The 19942-nt window shown below is 69.7% G+C and carries 10 protein-coding genes; all 10 read left to right on the top strand.

The window, feature by feature from the left end; all coding sequences use genetic code 11:
* Positions 1-7: 7 nt before the first annotated feature.
* From K940_RS0107500 to K940_RS0107455, 10 genes are read left to right on the top strand one after another with little or no spacing between them, the layout of a single operon-like run.
* Positions 8-7621: a non-ribosomal peptide synthetase gene (locus K940_RS0107500; protein ID WP_051406968.1), complete on the top strand. Its 7614-nt coding sequence runs from the start codon at positions 8-10 to the stop codon at positions 7619-7621.
* Positions 7618-11763 carry a non-ribosomal peptide synthetase gene (locus K940_RS27350; protein ID WP_051406967.1) on the top strand — a complete coding sequence of 1382 codons (4146 nt, stop codon included), beginning with the start codon at positions 7618-7620 and terminating at the stop codon, positions 11761-11763. The genes K940_RS0107500 and K940_RS27350 overlap by 4 nt, the downstream gene beginning before the upstream one ends.
* Positions 11760-12869, top strand: a complete 1110-nt coding sequence (locus K940_RS27345) for a saccharopine dehydrogenase NADP-binding domain-containing protein (protein WP_051406966.1) — start codon at positions 11760-11762, stop codon at positions 12867-12869. The genes K940_RS27350 and K940_RS27345 overlap by 4 nt, the downstream gene beginning before the upstream one ends.
* The gene (locus tag K940_RS0107485; RefSeq protein ID WP_036527853.1) at positions 12866-13618 is read left to right on the top strand and encodes a thioesterase II family protein; all 753 of its coding nucleotides are present in this window, start codon (positions 12866-12868) and stop codon (positions 13616-13618) included. Before K940_RS27345 ends, K940_RS0107485 begins: the two co-directional genes overlap by 4 nt.
* A 19-nt stretch (positions 13619-13637) precedes the next feature.
* Complete coding sequence (locus tag K940_RS27340) at positions 13638-14876, top strand: isochorismate synthase (protein ID WP_051406965.1); 1239 nt, start codon at positions 13638-13640, stop codon at positions 14874-14876.
* Entirely contained in the window at positions 14873-16519 is a 1647-nt protein-coding gene (locus K940_RS27335; protein WP_051406964.1) for a (2,3-dihydroxybenzoyl)adenylate synthase, read from the top strand. Before K940_RS27340 ends, K940_RS27335 begins: the two co-directional genes overlap by 4 nt.
* On the top strand, positions 16509-17270 hold the full coding sequence (locus K940_RS0107470; protein ID WP_028477019.1) for an SDR family oxidoreductase: 762 nt from the start codon (positions 16509-16511) through the stop codon (positions 17268-17270). The genes K940_RS27335 and K940_RS0107470 overlap by 11 nt, the downstream gene beginning before the upstream one ends.
* 41 nt (positions 17271-17311) lie before the next feature.
* Positions 17312-18121, top strand: a complete 810-nt coding sequence (locus K940_RS0107465; RefSeq protein ID WP_028477018.1) for an SDR family oxidoreductase — start codon at positions 17312-17314, stop codon at positions 18119-18121.
* A 9-nt stretch (positions 18122-18130) separates the two neighbouring features.
* Positions 18131-18559, top strand: coding sequence for a hypothetical protein (locus tag K940_RS27330; protein ID WP_051406963.1), 429 nt, complete (start codon positions 18131-18133; stop codon positions 18557-18559).
* On the top strand, positions 18556-19926 hold the full coding sequence (locus K940_RS0107455) for a wax ester/triacylglycerol synthase family O-acyltransferase (RefSeq protein WP_028477017.1): 1371 nt from the start codon (positions 18556-18558) through the stop codon (positions 19924-19926). Before K940_RS27330 ends, K940_RS0107455 begins: the two co-directional genes overlap by 4 nt.
* Positions 19927-19942 lie beyond the last annotated feature (16 nt).

Below are 19942 nucleotides of genomic sequence, written 5' to 3'. Positions count from 1 at the left end.
GAGAAGCATGGTGTTGCACGGATCTGTACCGCAGGTAGCCGTCGATGTGACAGCCGATACGAGGATTCCCGACAGCGAGCACGATCTCGTGCTGCTCGTCGCTCAGCTGCTCGGCGAAGTGCCGGCCGACATCGACGCGGCGGAGAACCTGATCGAGGCGGGCATCGACTCGCTGCGGGTGATGCGGGTGGTCGAGTCGTGGAACCGCAAGGGCCTCGGCGTGAGGTTCGCGGACCTGTTCGAACGCCCGACGGTCCACGACTGGTGGGAGCTGGTGTCGAGCCGAAGGGTCGATGCCGTGGCGCACGCGGTCGTCGTCGTCGACGAGACCGCTCCGTTCGAACTGAGCCCGATTCAGCACGCCTACTGGGTCGGTCGTGGCGACGATCAGCCGCTGGGCGGCGTCGGCTGCCACGTCTACCTCGAAATCGACGGCACCGGAGTCGATCCCACGCTGCTGGCGGCCGCGATCTGCGCGGTGGCTGACCGGCACGCAATGCTGCGGGTGCGGATCCAGAGTGACGGAACCCAGCAGATCACCCCGCCTCCCACCGGGCACAGCCTGCGGGTCCACGACCTGCGCGCGACCGACGATGCCACCACCGAGCTGATCCGCCTGCGTGAGACGCTCTCCCATCGCAAGCTGGCGGTCGAGCAGGGCGAGGTGTTCGACGTCCAGCTCTCGCTGCTGCCCGACGGCGCGAGCAGACTGCACATCGAACTCGACCTGCTGGTCGCGGATGTGTTGAGTTTCAACATCTTCCTCGACGACCTCGCACGGGCATATCGGGACGGTGCCGGAGCACTGCCGGCGCCGGGCTACTCGTTCTCGCGCTACCGCGCGGAGCTGACGACGCGGCGCGCAGGCAGCGTCGAGCGCGACCGCGCATACTGGCTGTCGAAGCTGGCGGAACTGCCTGCCGCCCCGCCGCTTCCGCTCGCGGTCGAACCCAACCGGATAACACGTCCGCACTTCCGTCGGATCGCCCGCTGGCTCGATCCGGAGGCCTACCAGCTGCTTGCCGCCCGCGCGCGCGAGCACGCGGTCACCGTGTCGATGATGCTCGCGACCGCGTTCGCCGAGGTGCTCGGCCGATGGAGCGGTACCTCCCGGATGCTGCTCAACGTCCCGATCTTCGATCGCCAGACCCTGCACCCCGAGGTGTCCGGGATGATCGCCGACTTCACCAACCTGATCCTGCTCGATGTCGACCTGGGCGCGGCCGGATTCGCCGAGCGGGTCCGCGATACCCAGCGCCGATTCCAGTCCGACGTCTCCCATACCGCGTACTCCGGCCTGGACGTCCTGCGCGAGCTCGCCCGTCACGGTGACGGACATGCCGGCGCGCCCGTGGTTTTCGCCAGCAACCTCAACAGTGGGGATCTACTCGGCGCGCAATTCCGCGACGCCTTCGGCGAACTGGGCTTCATGGTGTCGCAGACGCCGCAGGTGTGGCTCGACCACCAGCTCATGGAGATGGACGGCGGGCTCTATCTGAACTGGGACTTCGTCTCTGAGCTGTTCCCCGAAGGCGTCGTGGAGAGCATGTTCGACGCCTACTGCGCGGTGCTGGACTGGCTGGGTACCGCCGACTGGTCGACACCGGTGCCGATCGAGCTGCCGCAGTTCCAGCAGGTGGTACGGGGCGTGGTGGGGGCAACGGACGGGCCAGAGCCGGGCACGTTGCTGCACACGGAGTTCTTCCGCCGGGCCGCGGTCGAGCCGGACCGGCCCGCGCTGCTCTGGGATACCGACGGGGAGTTGACCTACGGCGTGCTGGCCGAGTCGGCCCTGCGGATCGCCGCGGCATTGGTCGCAGGTGGTGTGCGCCCCGGAGATCTCGTCGGCGTGACGATGCCAAAGGGGCCAGGCCAGATCACCGCGATCCTGGGCGTGCTCGCGGCAGGCGCCGCCTATGTGCCGGTGGGTGTCGATCAGCCGGCCGCCCGGCGCGCGCAGATCTTCGGCTCGGCCCAGGTGCGCTTGGTGCTCGCCGAGGACGCGGGCGAGGGCCTGCCGTCCGGGGTCGAGGTGCTGACACCGTCGGCGGCGGCGCATCTGCCGCCGCTGGCCGCGCCGGTGGACATCGGTGTCGGCGTCGCGGCGTACGTGATCTTCACCTCCGGATCGACGGGACAGCCCAAGGGCGTGCAGATCTCGCACCAGGCCGCGGCCAACACCGTGCACGACATCACCGAGTGCTACGGGATCGGTGCCGGGGACCGGGCGCTCGCGGTGTCGGCGGCGGATTTCGACCTCTCGGTGTTCGACATGTTCGGACTGCTCGGGGTCGGCGGTGCGCTGGTGCTGATCGAGGAGGCCGACCGCAGGGAAGCACGTCGTTGGGTGCGGCTGTGCCGCCGTCATCACGTGACGGTCTGGAACAGTGTGCCCGCTCTGTTCGACATGTATCTTACAGTGGCGCAAACCGATCCGGAGCCCGAATCCATCCGGCTGGTGCTGGTGTCGGGCGACTGGGTCGGCCTGGATCTGCCGGGGCGCTACCGCGAGCGGCGCCCGGACGGCCGATTCGTCGCGCTCGGCGGGGCCACCGAAGCCGCGATCTGGTCGAACGCATTCGAGGTCGACCGGATCGAGCCGGACTGGCGGTCGATCCCGTACGGATTCGCGCTGCGCAACCAGTGCTATCGCGTGGTCGACGCGGCGGGGCGCGACTGCCCGGACTGGGTCGTGGGTGAACTGTGGATCGGTGGCGTCGGGCTCGCCGACGGCTATCTCGCAGACGCGGCCAAGACTGCCGAGAAGTTCGTGTGGGCGCACAGCGCCCGCTGGTACCGGACCGGCGACCTCGGCCGGTTCCGGCCGGACGGCTGCCTGGAATTCCTCGGCCGCACCGACCATCAGGTCAAGGTGCGTGGGCATCGCATCGAGCTGGGCGAGATCGAGACCGCGCTGGAAGCGCACCCGGGGATCGAGCGGGCGATTGCGACGACGATCGGCGCGGGCGCGCACCGCAGGCTCGCGGCGGCCGTCACTCTCGTCGGCGCGACGCAGCTCGGTGCCGACACCCTCTCGGGATGGCTCGCCGACCGCCTGCCCGCGCACATGATTCCCGAGCGCTTCGCGGTGATCGGCGCGCTGCCGCTGACGGCCAACGGCAAGGTGGACCGGGCCGCGGTGGCCGCCGACCTGGCCCGGCTGCGACAGACTGCCGAGGAGCCGGGCGAGCCGCCGCGCAGCGCGATGGAGAAGGCTCTGGCCGAGCTGTGGACCGAGCTGTTGCCGGTCGAGCAGGCTACTCGAGCGGACAACTTCTTCCGGTGCGGCGGTGACAGTCTCATCGGAACGCGGCTGGTCGCGCGGCTGAGCGCGGCGGGGATCGCCGGCGCGGAGCTGCGTGGCCTGTTCGCCAACCCCACGTTGGCCGACTTCGCCGAGACCCTGCACTTCGCCGATACCCTGCTGACCGGTTTCGCGCCTGACCCGGACGGCCGCTTCGAGCCCTTTCCGGTGACCGACGTGCAGCGCGCCTATCTCATCGGCCGCAGACCGGAATTCACCCTCGGCGGTATCGGCTGTCACTACTACACCGAATTCGACGGCGAGAACATCGATCTCGGGCGGCTCGAGCAGGCCTGGAACACCGTCATCGCGCGGCACGACATGATGCGGACGGTCTTCGACGGCAACGAGCGGCAATGGGTGCTGCCCGAGGTCGGTCGCTTCGTCATCCCGGTGGCCGAACCCGAGGAGGTCGAGGCGGAGGCGGTCCTGGCCGCGATGCGCGAGGAGATGGCGCACCACACCTTCGATCCGACGGTGTGGCCGCTGTTCGATGTGCGGGCCGTGCGCTACGGCGGCCGCGTGCGGGTCGGTGTCAATCTCGACAACCTGATCGTCGACGCACTCAGCATCTTCATCCTGCTCGCGGAAATCGAGACGCTATACCAGGATCCGGCGGCGGCGTTGCGGCCTGTCGGGATCAGCTTCCGCGACTACGAGCGCAATACCTGCCCGAGCCCGGCGGCCGTGGCCGCGGCCCGGGAGTACTGGCTGGCGCTGATCGACCGGCTGCCACCGCCGCCCGAGCTGCCGATGGCGGTCGATCCCGCGCGTATCGAGGAGCCGCGATTCGCCCGCCGCGAGACCTTCGTAGACCAGGTGAGTTGGGCACGGATCACCGAGCGGGCCAGGGCACACGAGGTCACCCCCTCGGCGCTGTTGCTCGCCTGCTACGCCGAGGTTCTCGGGGCTTGGTGCGCGCGGCCGGACATGACCCTCACGCTGACCACGTTCCAGCGCAGTCCCGTGCATCCCGACGTCGACAGCATCCTCGGCGAGTTCACCTCACTGCTGCTGGTGGCCTACGACCCCGAACCCGGGTCCGGGCTGGTCGTGCGGGCCCGCGGCGTGCAGGAACAGATGTGGCGCGGTCTCGATCATCAGGCCGTCTCCGCGACCTGGGCGCTGCGTGAACTCGCGCGCCGCGCCGGTGCGGCCGAGGCGAGCAGGCCGGTGGTCTTCACCAGCGCCCTCGGCGTGCTGGACGGGGTGAACACCGGCAGCAGAACCCCCTACGGCGACACCTCGTGGGACATCTCGCACACCCCGCAGGTGTCACTGGACCTGCAGGTGCGTGAATACGCCGACGGTGTCGGGGTGAGCTGGGATTTCGTCGAAGGACTCTTCGCCGACGGCGTGATCGACCAGATGTTCGCCACCTACCGCGCCGCGCTGGACTGGCTCGTCACCGGGGATTGGGCCGCGGCGATTCCGGTCGCCCTACCGGTTCGTGCCTCGGCGCCGGTGCCGCGTGTGGAGAGCGGCAGGCCGCTACACGGCGGCTTCTTCGACTGGGCCCGGCGAGAGCCGGACCGGGTGGCCCTGGTGACCGCCGACGGTGACCAGGTGTCCTACGCGGACCTGGCGCAGCGGGCGCTGCGGATCGCCGGGGGACTGGTCGCCGAGGGGGTGGCGCGCGGCGAGCTGGTCGGGGTGACCATGCCCAAGGGGGTCGACCAGGTGGCGGCGATCCTCGGTGTGCTGGCGGCGGGCGGGATCTATGTGCCTGTCGGTGTCGACCAGCCGGTGCTGCGCCGGGCCGGGATGTACGACTCGGTCGGGGTGTGCTGGGTAGTGACCGACGAGCCGGACTGGCCGGCCGGAACGCGCACGATCTCGCCGAGGTCGCCCGGGGGCGAAGCGCTGGCAGGTCCGGTCGACCTCGCCTCGGATGCGTCCGCGTACGTGATCTTCACCTCCGGGTCGACCGGGCGCCCCAAGGGGGTCGAGGTCGGGCACCGGGCGGCGGTCAACACGATCGAGGACATCAACGAACGTTTCGGCGTCGGACCTGCGGACCGGGCACTGGCGCTGTCGGCGGCCGATTTCGATCTGTCGGTCTACGACCTGTTCGGGTTGATCTCCTTCGGCGGCTCGCTGGTCATGCTCGATGAGCAGGACCGGCGCGAGGCGCGCCGCTGGGTGGAACTGGTCAGTCAGCACGGGGTGACGGTGTGGAACAGCGTGCCCGCTCTGTTCGACATGTACCTGACCGCCGCCGAGGCCGACGGGGAACCGGATTCGATCCGACTGGTGCTGCTCGCGGGCGACTGGATCGGGATGGACCTGCCGGTGCGCTATCGCGCCCGCAGCACCGAAGGCCGGTTCGTCGCGCTGGGCGGTCCGACGGAGACCGCGATCTGGTCCAACGCCTACGAAGTCACCGAGATGGACCCGGACTGGAAGTCCATCCCCTACGGCAGGGCCCTGCGCAACCAGTGTCACCGGGTGGTCGACGCGCGGGGACGCGACTGCCCCGACTGGGTGCCTGGCGAACTGTGGGTCGGCGGGGTCTGCCTGGCAGCGGGCTACCGGGGCGACCCGGCGAAGACCGCGGACAAATTCGTGACGTGGCAGGGCAGGCGCTGGTACCGCAGCGGTGACATCGCCCGGTTCCGGCCGGACGGCACGCTCGAGTTTCTCGGCCGCAGCGATCACCAGGTCAAGGTGCGTGGGCACCGGATCGAGCTGGGCGAGATCGAATCCGCGCTGGCGGCGCATCCGCACGTCGATGATGCCGTGGTGACCACGATCGGGACCGGCGCACACCGCAGGCTTGCCGCGGCGATCACCGCCACGCACCGGGGAGCTCCGGTCGCGGTCGACGGGATGGCCGCGGTGGAGCGGGTGCTCGCCGAGGAGCTGGACAACGACGTGCGCATGCCCGGCCTCGGGGTCGAGGCGGCGATCGTGGAGGCGCGGATCGCGGCTCTGCTCGCCGCCGGTCTGACCGGGCCCGCCTCGGTGGACGAGATCGCGGCCACCGCCGGGATCGCCGAGGACTTCGGTGACCTGCTGCGGCTGTGGCTGGACTGGCTCGTCGAGCGGGACGTGATCACCGCGGACGCGGGACGTTTCGCGCCGGGCGCACGCTGGGGCGAGGTCATCGATCCGGCCACCTGGACGGCGAACGTGGCCGCCGCCGAGGGGACGGTGTTGCATCCGGTGGCACAGCGCCTGGTGGCCGCCGAAGCCGATCTCGCGGAGATCCTATGCGGGGACCGCTCGCCGCTGTCACTGATCGAGGATCCGGTGCTGGCGCCGGAGGCGCTGGTGTCCGGTCAGCCGGATGTCGCGGCCGCGATCGCGCGGATCGCGCGCTCGATCAGCGCGCTGGTTGCCCAGCTCGGCCGGCCTGTCCGAGTGGCCGAACTCGGCTGCCGGACCGGTATGGCCGCCTGGCACCTGCTGAGCGGTCTCGGCGCGGACGATGTCGAGCTGACTCTCCTCGACGCCTCGCCGCGGTTGCTGCAGCTCGCCGAACAGCGGCTCGACGGGTTCGCGCACCCGCGGTCGTTCCGCATGATGTCGGGTGGATTGTTGCCCGCCGACCTGCGCAACCAGTTCGACGTCGTGGTCACGGTCGTCGCGCTGCACCGGTACCGCGACCCGATCGACGGTGCGCTGGAAGCGGCCGAACTGCTCGCACCGCGCGGGCTGCTGCTCGGCCTCGAGCACAGCGAGCTGGCGCCGATCGGGCTGCTGACCGCCGCGGTGCTCGAGCGTGGCTTCGGCGGCACCCGGCGGAGTCCGATGCTCGACCGGGACCGGTGGACCGAGGTACTCACCGCGGCCGACCTGGCCGAGCTCGAGATCGTCGAGCGCGACGACTCTGCGCTACTGCTGCTCGCCGCGCGCACCACCGCCGACCGGCCGGTGCTCGATGTCGAGCAGGTACTGGCCGGGCTGCGCGCTGCGGTACCCGGCTACATGGTGCCCGAGCAATTGACCGTGCTGCCGCTGCTGCCGCTGAGCGCGCGCGACAAGGTCGACCGTGCCCGGGTGAGCCGGCTGCTCGATTCGGCGGGACAGTCCGACGAACAGTCGGGCGAACCGCCACGCACCGACGTCGAGGCCGCGGTGGTCGAGCTGTGGACGGCACTGCTGCCCGCTGCGGGCGCCGACCTCAGCAGACGGACGAATTTCTTCGCGATCGGCGGCGACAGTTTGACGGCAACACATTTCGCCGAGGCGGTGCGCCGCAGGTTCGGCGTGATCCTGGCGCTGCGGCAGATGTTCGCGGAGCCGACCGTGGCAGCGGTCGCCGACCTGATCTCGGCCCAACTCGACGATTCCATGGAGGACGGCACGATATGAGCGAGACGACACTGACCACCGCGCAGCGGAGCCCACAGGAACTGATCGCCGAGTTGAGCAAGGCCGGGGTCCAGTTGTGGGAGGAATCCGGCGTTCTCCGGTTCCGGGCGCCGAAGGGCGTGATGACCGGTGAGCGCGTGGCCGTGCTGCGCGCGCACAAGCCCGCGATCCTGGACGTGCTGCGCAGCACCGGCTTGCCCGTCGTGACGGCCGACGCCGCGAACGCACACGAGCCGTTCCCGCTCACCGACGTACAGACCGCTTACCTGATGGGCCGTCGGCATCGATACGCCTACGGCGGCATCGCGTGCCACATGTATGTCGAGGTCGAGTACGACGACCTCGACCCGGTGCGGCTCGAGCGGGCCTGGAACCGCCTGATCGCCCGGCACGACATGCTGCGCGCGGTCATCGACGAGGACGGCTCCCAGCGGGTGCTGCCCGAGGTCCCGCCCTACCGGATCGCCTACACCGATCTGCGGATGAGCGAGGCCACGAGCGTGGAGCGCTTTCTCACCACGGTCCGGGACGAGCTGGGGCATCAGCAGATCGACACCAGCCGGTGGCCGCTGTTCGAGTTGCGCCTGACCCGCACACCCGATGGGGCCGTACTGCACGTATCGGTGGACTTCCTGCTCGCCGACTGGGCGAGCATCTCGATGCTGCTCGACCAGATCGAACTGCTCGAGCGCGACCCGGATTATCCGCTGTCCGAGACCGAGATCTCGTTCCGTGACTACGTCGTCGCCGAACGCGGCATCCGCGACACGGCGAAGTATCAGCAGGACCGGGACTACTGGCTGAACCGGGTCGATGACCTGCCACCGGCCCCCGAGCTGCCTGTGTCCTCGCACGAGGACGCGCGCCCCACCTTCGCCCGCCGGGTGTTGCATCTGGCGCCCGCGGACTGGGCGGCGTTCAAGCAACGCGCGGGCGTGGCCGGGGTCACCGCGTCGGGTGCCGTGCTCGCCGCTTACGCCGAGGTCATCGGAATGTGGTCGAGGCGAACGGATTTCACCCTGAACCTGACCCTGCTGAACCGCCTGCCGCTGCACGCGGACGTGCCCGCCCTGATCGGTGACTTCACCTCGGTCACCCTGCTCGAGGTGCGCCCCGGTGCGGCGGTGACCTTCGCCGAACGGGCGCAGCGGCTCGGCACGCAACTGTTCGACGATCTGGACCACCGGCTGTTCTCGGGAATCGAGGTGATCCGCGAGGTCGCGCGCAGGCGCAGGCAGGACGAAGCCCTGATGCCGGTGGTCTTCACTGGGTCGATCGGACTGGAGAGTGGGACAGCCGAACCGTCGCGTGGCCGTCTCGGGTACGGCATCAGCCAGACCCCGCAGGTGTGGATCGACTGTCAGGCGCTGGAACGCGACAACGCATTGCAACTGAACTGGGACGTCCGTACGGAAGTGTTCCCCGACGGCATGGTCGACGACATGTTCGTCGCCTTCGAGGAGCTGCTCGGCAGGCTCGCCCGCGAGGACGGCGCATGGCAGTCGGCCGCGCCGGTCACGCTGCCGCGCGCGCAGGCGCGCCGCCGCGCCGAGGCGAACGCGACCATGGGGCCGATCCCGAACCAGCTGCTGCACGAACCTGTGCTCGCCGCGGCGCGGCGGCACGCGGACCGGGTGGCCGTGGTCGATTCGGCCGGTGGCCACACCTATCGCGAACTGGCCGAACGTGCGGGCGCGTTCGCCGCGGCGCTCACCGGTGCCGGGCTGGCACCGGGTGACATCGTCGCCGTCGAGTTGGACAAGGGCTTCGACCAGATCGCCGCGGTGCTCGGCGCGTTGGTGGCCGGTGGCGCGTACCTGCCCCTCGACCGAGGGAACCCGCAGGTGCGCCGGGACCGCATCCTGATCGACTCCGGTGCCTGTTTCGTGCTGGGCGCGCGGGCCGCGGGCGAGGTGCCGGATTCGGTCGTCTACCTCGGCGCCGATGCCGTCGCGGCGGCGGCGCCCATCCAACCGGTCACCTGGCGCGAACCCGACCAGCTGGCCTACGTCATCTACACCTCGGGGTCGACCGGAACGCCCAAGGGCGTCATGGTGAGTCATCGCGCGGCGGCCAACACCGTCGCCGACATCTGCGAGCGGTTCGCCGTCACGGCCGAGGACCGGGTGCTCGGGCTGGCCAATCTTGGCTTCGACCTGTCGGTCTACGACATCGTCGGCGCTCTCGGCGTCGGCGCCACCCTGGTGTTGCCCGACCCGGCGCGGCGCGGTGACCCCGGGCACTGGGTCGAGCTGGTCGAGCACTACGGCATCACGGTGTGGAACTCGGTGCCCGCACAGTTGCAGATGGTGAGCCACTACCTGTCGTCGAACCCCGGCATCGAGCTGTCTTCGCTGCGGCTGGCCCTGTTGTCCGGCGACTGGATCCCGGTGACGCTGCCCGACGAGATCCGGTCCCGCATCCCCGGGTTGCGGCTGATCAGTCTCGGCGGCGCGACCGAGGCGGCGATCTGGTCGATCCACTATCCGATCGAGGACGTCGACCCGGCCGCCACCAGCATCCCCTACGGTTTCCCCCTGCGGAACCAGACTTTCCACGTCTACGACCAGGAGCTCCGCGACCGGCCCGACTGGGTGCCCGGCGAGCTGTACATCGGCGGTATCGGCGTCGCCCTCGGCTACCGCAACGATCCCGAGCGCACCGAACAGCGCTTCCCCCGGCATCCGGTCACCGGCGCAACGCTCTACCGCACCGGTGATTACGGCCGATACCTGCCCTCGGGCGCGATCGAGTTCCTCGGTCGCGAGGACGATCAGATCAAGATCAGAGGCCATCGCATCGAGCTCGCGGAAGTGGAGGCGGCGGTCCTGTCGCATCCGGCGGTGTCCGGGGCGGTCGTGCTCGTCGACGGCACCGAGACGGTGCGGCGCAGGCTGGTGGCGTTCGTCGCGGTGACCGAGCCAGTGGACGAGCTGGGCCTGGCGGGCTATCTGCGAGACCTGTTGCCCGGGTACATGTGCCCGTCGGAGATCCACTCGCTGGAGGCGATCCCGGTCACGGCCAACGGCAAGGTCGACCGGGCCGCGCTCGCCACCCGGCTGCGTGGGCAGGCCACCGTCGAACCGGTCGGCGACGATCAGCCGAAGGCCGGGCTGGAAGCCACGCTCGCGCAACTGTGGACGGAGGTTCTCGGGGTCGAGCGGGTCGGCCGGACCGACGACTTCTTCGCCCTCGGCGGCAACTCGCTGCTATCCACCCAGCTGGTGGCCACGATGCGGGATCGGGTGCCCGAGGCGGCGGGAATGTACTTCGACACCCTGGTGCGCGAACTGCTGCCGGAGCCGACGGTCGCGGCCATGGCCCGCTACCTGGCGAGTACTGCCGAGACCGTGGTCGCCGAACAGGCGAGCCGCAAGATTGTCTCGCCGCTGGTGGTGCTCGGCAAGGGGGTCGAGGAGCCGGTGGTCGTGCTCGTGCACGACGGCACCGGCAAGTTCTACAACTTCGCCGAGCTGCCCACCCTGCTCGACCCAAACCGCAAGGCGGTCGGCCTCACCGCAGGCGACGCCGACACCTACCTGCGTACCGGCGCCGACCAGCTGATCGAGCGCCGCGCCGCGGCGTACGCGCGCTTGATCCGGGCCGAGGGCACCGAGCGGGTGCAGGTGGCGGGCTACGGCTCGACCGCGCTGCTTGCGCTGGAACTGGCGCTCGAACTCACCACGGCGGGAACGGCTGTCGAGCGCGTCGTGCTCGTCGACCCGTACCGGATCACCGACACGGTGCGCGACGACGCGGAACTCGAGTACCTGTTCGCGAAGGAGATCGGGGTGGACCCCGAGTCGGTGGGCTATCCGTCGACGCTCGCACAGGTGGCAGGCCATCGGTGGACGAGCACCTCGGCCGAGCGGCTCGCGGCGATCGGTGCGTCGGTGCGGATCGCCACCGACATCACCACGGCCCGCCGCTACGACATCTTCTGTGCCACCGTCGAGGCGCTGCGCGAGCACCGCGTCGAACCCTATGCGGGCGAGGTCGTCGTCATCGGCTCAGCGCCGGAACCCCAGCTGGCCGGGCTGGTCGACGAATTGTCCGGTTTACTGGGCGATCTCGTCGTCCAGCCGTCCGACGGCGCGACGATGAAGGTCCTCGCGGCGCTGCTGAACGGGACGAGGGTATGAGCGCGCGGATAGGGCTGCTCGGCGGCTACGGCGCGGTCGGCGCGCTGATCGCGGAGCGGGTCGCCCAGCGTGGGCTCGGTGCACTGTCCATCGCCGGTCGCGACGCGCGGGCCGGGCAGGTGCTCATCGCCGAGCGTCTCAACGGTGCGGGGGAATTCACCGAACTCGACCTGTACGACGCGGACGCGCTGGCACAGTTCTGCGACCGGTGCGATCTGGTGGTCAACTGCGCGGGGCCGACGCGGCGGATCCTGGACCGGGTCGCGGTCGCGGCGCGCGACGCGGGGGTGCCGTATATCGACATCGGTGGCGATCATCCGGTCCACGCCCGGCTGGCACCGGGAAACGACTGGCCCGCAATCCTTTCCGCGGGCATGATTCCCGGGCTGAGCGCTCTGCTGCCCCGGTATCTCGCCCGCGACTGCACCTCGGTGCAGTCGCTCACGGTGTACCACGGCGCCCGCGACACCTTCGGTTACTCCTCCGCCTACGACTATGTGGTCGGCATCGGTGACGGTGACGACATTCCGATGGCGGCCTGGCGCGACGGACCGAGCGAGGACGCGGCCCGCCGCGTCGTCGACCTGCGGCTGCCGCATTTCCCCGAACCGGTCACCGGGCAGCCGTACCTGTCGCCCGAGGCTCGTCGGACAGCCGCGGACTTGGGGCTGTCCACCGGCACCTGGTACTCGGTGCTGGAGGGCGAACGACTGCCTGTCGTGCTCCAACAGGTCGCGGGCAGCAGACCCGACGAGGTCGCGGCATTGACCGAAAAAGTCCGGCGGGCAGCCGAATTCGATCTGCTCGGCCGCACCAGGCACGCCACCCTGCTGTTCCAGCTGGACGGCAGACGCGACGACCGGGCGATCACCCGCTCGCTGGTCGTGCGCGCGGAAGGGGCAACCGTGCTGGTCGCCGCGGCCGCGCTGCCCGCGATCGAAGCGGTGCTGGCCGGGGCGGTGGCACCGGGCGTCCACTTCGCGGCCGAGGTGCTCGACCCCGGCCGCGTCGTCGACGACCTCGCCGCCGCCCCGGCCATCGTCCACCTGTCCGAGCACGACGTCGCCCTCGACGCGCTGATCGCGCCCGACGAAGGATCACTATGAGAACCACCGATCAGTCCAGGTTCCGGGTCTATCGCCCGGACCCGATGCCCCAGCTGCGGCTGGTGTGCTTCCCGCACGCGGGCGGCTCGGCCAGCTTCTACCGCTCCTGGATCGAACATCTGCCCGACGGTACGGAATTGGCCATCGCGATCTATCCCGGCCGCGAGGACCGGCTGGTCGACGCGCACCCGGAGACGCTGCAAGCGCTGGCCGAGGAGTTCGCCGCGGCGATGCCGCAGGGCGTCCCGACCGTCCTGCTCGGGCACAGCATGGGCGCGGCCGTGGCCTTCGAGGTGGCACGCCGGTGCGCCCGGACGCCGCAGCGGCTGATCGTCTCCGGACACCCGCCGCCGCATCGATTGCGGCCCAACGATGTTCACCTGCGCTCGGGGGCCGGTCTGCTGGCCGAGTTGCACAGTCTGGGTGGAGTGTCGGCCGCGTTGTTCGAGCACGCCGAGATCCGGGAGCTGATGCTGCCGATGATCCGCGCCGACTACCGCCTGATCGAGCGGTACCTGCCCGGTCCCCTCACCCCGCTGCCCATCCCGATCACCGCGGTGATCAGCCTCGACGACCCGGAGATCAGCGAGGACGAGGCACGGTCGTGGCAGGACTGCACTGTGGCCGGATTCGACCTGCACGCCATGCCCGGCAACCACTTCGCGCTGGTCGAGCGGCCGCACGAGTTCATCGGCTGGCTCGCCACGCTGCTGCCGACCGCCGAGTTGTCCTGGCCGTCGACGCCGTGACGAACCGAAAGGAAGCGCAATGACCGCAGACCTCACCGAGGCATCCGGGCCGGACGTCTTCGACCCGACCGCCGTCGCCGACGACGCCGAACTCTTCTTTGCCAGCCCCACCGCCACGCTCGTCGCCCGGGACCCGATCGCGGTCAGCGACACAGCCCCCCTGGCCGAGGCCGGCCGCTACGGCAGCGCCTTGCTCGCCAGATGCGCCGAGAATCTCAGCGCTATGGACCGGGCCTGCGGCGGACCGTTGCTGGTCGGCGCCGTGCCGTTCGCCTCGGAGGCACCCGCCCGACTCGTCGTCGCCCGCGACATCCGTCGCGGACCCGCCCTCGTGCGGTCCGCCGCCGGTGCGGCGCCGGACATTCCGCGTGCGGTGCGCGTGGATCTGGTGCCGTGGCCGCACCGGTACCGTACCGGCGTCGAACGTGCTGTCGCGCGCATGGCAGGGTCTGACCAGTACAAAGTCGTACTAGCCAGAGCCGTGGATGTCATTACCGCCGAGCCGGCGTCGGCGCGTGATCTGGTGCGCGGCCTGCTGCGCGGCGAACCGGATGCGACCGTCTTCGCCGTCCCTGTGGGGACAGTGCGCAACGCTGACCGTCGGATGCTGGTGGGCGCGAGCCCGGAACTGGTGGTCCGCCGGGGCGGACGCAGCGTGGTGTCCAATCCGCTCGCCGGGTCGGCGCCGCGCAGCAGCGACCCGGTCGAGGACCACCGGCGGGCCGTCGAGCTGCGACGATCGACGAAGGATCAGCGCGAACACCGGATCGTTGTCGACGCGGTCGCCGACGCGTTACGGCCGTACTGCGCGGCCATCGAGGTTCCTCAGCAGCCGTCGGTGATCGGCACCACCACCATGTGGCACCTGTCGACGCAGGTCCGCGGCATACTGGCCGACCCTTTGCCGAACGTACTCGAACTCGCCGCCGCCCTGCATCCCACCCCGGCCGTGTGCGGCTGGCCGTCCGATTTCGCGCGCAAGCTGATCGCCGAATCGGAATCGTTCGACCGCCAGTACTACAGCGGGCTGACCGGCTGGATGAACGAATCGGGTGACGGCGAATGGGTGCTGGCGCTGCGCTGCGCCGAAGTCGCGGCCACCAGACTGCGGCTGTACGCGGGCGCGGGTCTGGTGGCCGGGTCGGATTCGGCGAGCGAACTGGCCGAGACCACCGCCAAGTTCCGGACCTTCCTGACCGCGATCGGACTCGACGACGCGGTCACTCTCGACCCGAGCGCGCCGGGGGTGCGCCGATGAGCAGCGATCTGGCCGTGGCGCACACCGGCCTCGACTTCACCGCCTGGCCCGACGCGGACGCGGCCCGCTACCGCAGCGCGGGCTATTGGGCGGGCCACACTCTCGGCGCGGTGCTCGCCGACTCCGCGCGGCGCCACGCCGACCGGACCGCGCTCGTCGACACGATGCGTGAGTGGACCTACCGGCAGCTGGACCAGGACGCGGACCGCTTGGCAGCCGGTCTGTCCGCGCACGGCATCGAGCGTGGTGACCGAGTCGTCGTCCAGTTGCCCAACGTCGGCGAGTTCGTCGTGCTGTGCTTCGCGCTCTTCCGGATCGGCGCCGTCCCCGTCCTGGCCCAGCCAGCGCATCGCGAACACGAGATCACGCAGCTGGCCGCGCAGAGCGAGGCCGTCGCGCACGTGGTCGCCGATCAGCACGGCGTATTCGACTATCGCGCCATGTCCGAGCGGGTCGCCGCCGCGTGCCCAAGCGTGCGGACGACGATCGTGCACGGCGTTCCCGGCGCGCATGTGGCGCTGGCCGAGCTGCCACGCGCTGCGGTGTCTCAGGCAGGCCCCGCCGCCAGCGACATCGCACTGCTGCAGTTGTCGGGCGGGTCGACCGCTGTGCCGAAACTCATCCCGCGCACCCACGACGACTACGCCTACAACGCGCGGGCGGGTCTTGGCGCCTGCCCGCTCGGCCCGGACGATGTCTACCTCGCCGCCCTGCCGGTGGCCCACAACTTCACCTTGTGCGCGCCGGGGGTGCTCGGTGCGCTCACCGTCGGCGCCACCGTGGTGCTGTCGCCGAGCCCCAGTGTGGACAGCGTGTTTCCGTTGATCGAGCGGCACGGGGTGACGGTCACTGCCGTCGTGCCCCCGGTGGCGCTGCGCTGGCTGGATGCCGCGTCCGATACCACCTTCGACCTGACGAGTCTGCGGGTGCTCCAGGTCGGCGGGGCGCGTCTGAAGCCCGCGGTCGCGCGGCGCGTCGGTCCCCTGCTCGGCTGCGCCTTGCAGCAGGTGTTCGGTATGGCGGAGGGGCTGATCTGCTACACGGGCCTCGACGATGCCAACGAGCTGATCGTCGGTACCCAGGGCACACCGATGTCGCCTGCCGACGAGATCCGGGTGGTCGACGACGAGGATTGGCCGGTGCCCGACGGCACTCCGGGGCACCTGCTCACCCGCGGTCCGTACACCATACGCGGGTACTACCGTGCCGACGAGCACAATCGGCGCGCCTTCACCCCCGACGGCTTCTATCGCACCGGTGATGTCGTCCGCCGACTTGCCTCCGGCCACCTCATCGTCGTCGACCGGGCCAAGGACATCGTCAACCGCGGCGGCGAGAAGGTCGCGTGCGAGGAGATCGAGGAGATCCTCGGCGACCATCCGCTGATCCACAGCGTCACGGTGATCGGGCTGCCCGACGAGCTCCTCGGCGAGCGGTTGTGCGCCTTCGTGATTCCACGCGATTCGCTGACGAAGGCCGAACTCGTCAAGTTTCTGCGGGCGCGCGGTGTGGCCACCTACAAGATTCCCGATCACGTCGAATTCATCGAGGAGTTCCCACTGACAGCGGTCGGCAAGGTCGACAAGAAGGTGCTGCGTCTGCGCGCCGTGAACGAGGGAAGCAATGATTGCCATGACCGATGACCTGTTCTCGGTGCGGGGGAAAGTGGCCCTGGTGACCGGCGGAGCACGCGGGGTCGGCGCGCTGATCGCGCAGGCGTTGGTCGAAGCGGGCGCGCAGGTCTACCTCACCGCCCGCGCCGGCGTCGCCGCGGAGAAGGCGGCCGCCGAGCTGGCGTTGCTCGGCGACTGCAGGGCGCTGGCGGCCGACGTCTCGACCGAAGCCGGATGCCGCACGCTGGCAATGGAGTTCGGCAAGCACTCGGCGCAGCTGCACCTGCTGGTCAACAACGCGGGTGTGTTGCACGCGGCGCCGATCGACGAATTCGGCGAAGACGGCTGGCGCGACACCATCGCGGTCAACCTCGAAGCGGTGTTCTACCTGACGAAGTTCCTGCGGCCGCTGCTGAACGCGGCCGCCACGGCGACGGACCCGGCGCGCATCATCAATGTCGGATCCATCGACGGCCTGAATGTCCCTGCCGCGGAGACCTATTCCTACGGGGCGAGCAAAGCCGCCATGCATCACCTGACCCGGCACCTGGCGACCAGGTTGGCACCGCGGATCACCGTCAACGCCATGGCGCTCGGGCCTTTCGTCTCCGAGATGCTCGAGCGCGATCTGGCGGTCGAGATCGGGTCCCGCTCGGCCATGCGCAGACACGGCGGCATCGACGACATCGCCGGCATCGTCGGCTTCCTCGGCTCCCGCGCATCCACCTATGTCACAGGCACTGTCATCCCCGTCGACGGCGGGATCTCGGCGTCGCGGTGAGACCGTGCCCGAGACGAACGAATCCATCAGAGAGGCACAGGATGTCGACATCGAAGACCGCGCTCATCACCGGCGCATCGTCCGGGATCGGAGCCGCGTTCGCGCGTTTGCTCGCCGCCGAGGGCTACACCCCGGTCCTGGTCGCCCGGCGCGCCGACCGGCTGGCCGAGCTGGCCACCGAGTTGAGGAACCAGCACGGGGTGCACAGCGTGCCGATCACCGTCGATCTGGCCGAGACCGGTGCCGCCGAGAAGATCATGTCGACGCTGCAGGAATTCGGGCTCGGCGTGGACGTGCTGATCAACAACGCAGGCCAGTGCCCCAACCACACCTTCGCCGACGCGACGTGGGAGTCCCTCGCAGGGGAAATCCAGCTGATGATGACTTCGGTCACCGAGCTGACGCACCGTGTCCTGCCGCACATGCGCGAGCGGGGCTGGGGCCGCATCGTCAACGTGTCGTCGATCTCGGCGTTCGGGCCACCTGGGGAAAGCCTGCTCTACACCGGGATCAAGACGTATGTCCTGCACATGTCGCAGTCGCTGAACATGGAACTCGCGCCGCAGGGCATCCAGGTCACCGCGCTGTGCCCCGGACAGACCAGAACCGAATTCCACGACGTGATGGGCGTCAGGGAGATCGCGGACAAGATGCCGACGTTCTTGTGGCAAACCGCCGACGCTGTGGCCGCCGCGGGCTGGAAGGCGGTGTCGGCGGGGACCCCGGTGTGCATTCCCGGCGTGGCGAACAAGGTCTTCGCCTACCTGACCCGGCCGATGTCGGCGAATGTGATGTACCGGTTCGGGCGCGACTTCAACCCGTTCAAGGGCACCGCCGTCGTGGGCGGCTGACGGCTCGACATGCTCGACCACCAACTGCTCGACGAGTGCGTGAGTGTCGACGAGTTGCCGCGGGCGATCGCGCTCGGCGGTGTAGTCGTCGATATTCGCGCACAGTGGCAGCGCACCGCCGACGGTCCGCTGCTCGGGGCGCTCGCGATCGATTCCGAGATCGTCGGGCGCAGGCTGGATCCGGCAGGCGCCACCTGCATCTCCTGGGCGCGCCTGCACACCGGCGCCTGGATTCTGGTGAGTTCGTCCGGCCGCCGGGCCGCGGCCGTCGCCGCCACGTTGCGCGGCACAGGCGTCGGCCTGGTGACGAGTCTGGCGGGCGGGTACCGGGCGTTGTGCGCCGCCAACCGGCTGACCGTCGCCCTCCGTACACCCCATTTCGAACGCAGCGTTGACATGGTGCTCGCCACCCACGCGAAAGGTAGGTCGCCGCAATGAATCACACGAACGTCAACGACAAGCCGACGATCGCGACGAGTGAGAAGTTCTTCTTCTTCGTCGACTCGGCCACCGCGGGTCAGCATGTCGCCATGCTCGCGGTGTTCACCCCACCGGCGGACGCCGACGCCGATTACGTCACCCGGCTGTGTGGACGGCTGCGGAAAATCCGCACCTTCGCGCCGCCCTTCAACTACGTGCTCGATCGGCCGGCCCTGCGCAAGATCACCGCGTCGATGAGCATGCTCCCCGACGCCGCCGTCGACCTCGACCATCACCTGCGATACCACCGCCTGCCCGCCCCCGGCGGACAGGCCGAGCTGGACGACCTGATCGCCGAACTGCATTCACCGCGATTGGATTTCCGCCGCCCGCTGTGGGAGTACCACCTGATCGACGGTATGACGGGCGGGCGCTTCGCCACCTACGTGAAGTTCCATCACGCAGTGATGGACGGCGTCGGCTGGAATCAGCGCTTCGTCCAGTCGATGTCGCAAGACCCGGTGCCCGAGACACTGCGCCCGATCTGGACAGTGGGTCCTACCTCGGAGCGGCCGCAGCCGCCGCGCTCCGCCCCGCTGCGCGATGTGCTGGAGGCCCGGAACCAGATGAAGTACAACGCGAAACACGCACCGCGCGAGGTGGCCGCGCCCTACCGGGTACCGAAGACGCTGCTCAACGGCAGGCTGACCAGTCGTCGACGAGCCACCACGGTGAGCTACCCGGTCGACCGGATCCGGCGCATCGCCAAGCGGGCCGGTGTCACCGTCAACGACGTGCTGGTGAGCAGTGTGGCCGGAGGGCTCCGCGAATACCTGCGCCAACGCGGCGACCTGCCGCCGCAGCCGTTGGTGGCGAGCGTGCCGTTCAACGTCCGGGCACCCGGCGACGACGCCACCCTCAACGCCTACAGCACGATCCTGATCACGATGTTTACCGACATCGCCCATCCGGTCGAGCGCCTGCGCGCGGTGGCCAGATCGAGCACCATCGCCAAGGACGATATCCGCAGCCGCACCCCGGAGGTCGCGGTGATGTACTCGCCGCTGATCGGCGGTACGTTCGCGCTCAACCAGCTGACCGGACTGGCCGGGCGGACCTCGCCGCCGTTCAGCGCCATCGTGTCCTGTATCCCGGGCCCCGATACCGATCTGTACTTCGCCGGGACCCACCTGGACGCGATGTTCCCCATCGGACCGCTCTACCACGGCAGCGGCCTGATCGTCGCCGCGCTGACCATCTCGGGTGCGTTCGGGATCGGGTTCCACTGCTGTCCGGACACCGTGCCCGGGATCGAGCGGATCGCGGAGTACACCAGCGCGGCCCTGGATGCGCTGGAATCCGCGCTCACGGTGAGCACCGAGTAGCGCGGGCGAGGGGTAG

Source organism: Nocardia sp. CNY236, assembly GCF_000482385.1.
GTDB lineage: Bacteria > Actinomycetota > Actinomycetes > Mycobacteriales > Mycobacteriaceae > Nocardia.
This window is presented reverse-complemented; position numbering and strand designations above follow the sequence as displayed.

Bases quoted from the DNA above. Each gene is read 5' to 3' on its own strand.
- K940_RS0107500 (WP_051406968.1), top strand. From the start codon at position 8: ATGGTGTTGCACGGATCTGTACCGCAGGTAGCCGTCGATGTGACAGCC.
- K940_RS0107455 (WP_028477017.1), top strand. From the start codon at position 18,556: ATGAATCACACGAACGTCAACGACAAGCCGACGATCGCGACGAGTGAG.
- K940_RS0107470 (WP_028477019.1), top strand. From the start codon at position 16,509: ATGACCGATGACCTGTTCTCGGTGCGGGGGAAAGTGGCCCTGGTGACC.
- K940_RS27335 (WP_051406964.1), top strand. From the start codon at position 14,873: ATGAGCAGCGATCTGGCCGTGGCGCACACCGGCCTCGACTTCACCGCC.
- K940_RS27330 (WP_051406963.1), top strand. From the start codon at position 18,131: ATGCTCGACCACCAACTGCTCGACGAGTGCGTGAGTGTCGACGAGTTG.
- K940_RS27340 (WP_051406965.1), top strand. From the start codon at position 13,638: ATGACCGCAGACCTCACCGAGGCATCCGGGCCGGACGTCTTCGACCCG.
- K940_RS27345 (WP_051406966.1), top strand. From the start codon at position 11,760: ATGAGCGCGCGGATAGGGCTGCTCGGCGGCTACGGCGCGGTCGGCGCG.
- K940_RS0107485 (WP_036527853.1), top strand. From the start codon at position 12,866: ATGAGAACCACCGATCAGTCCAGGTTCCGGGTCTATCGCCCGGACCCG.
- K940_RS27350 (WP_051406967.1), top strand. From the start codon at position 7,618: ATGAGCGAGACGACACTGACCACCGCGCAGCGGAGCCCACAGGAACTG.
- K940_RS0107465 (WP_028477018.1), top strand. From the start codon at position 17,312: ATGTCGACATCGAAGACCGCGCTCATCACCGGCGCATCGTCCGGGATC.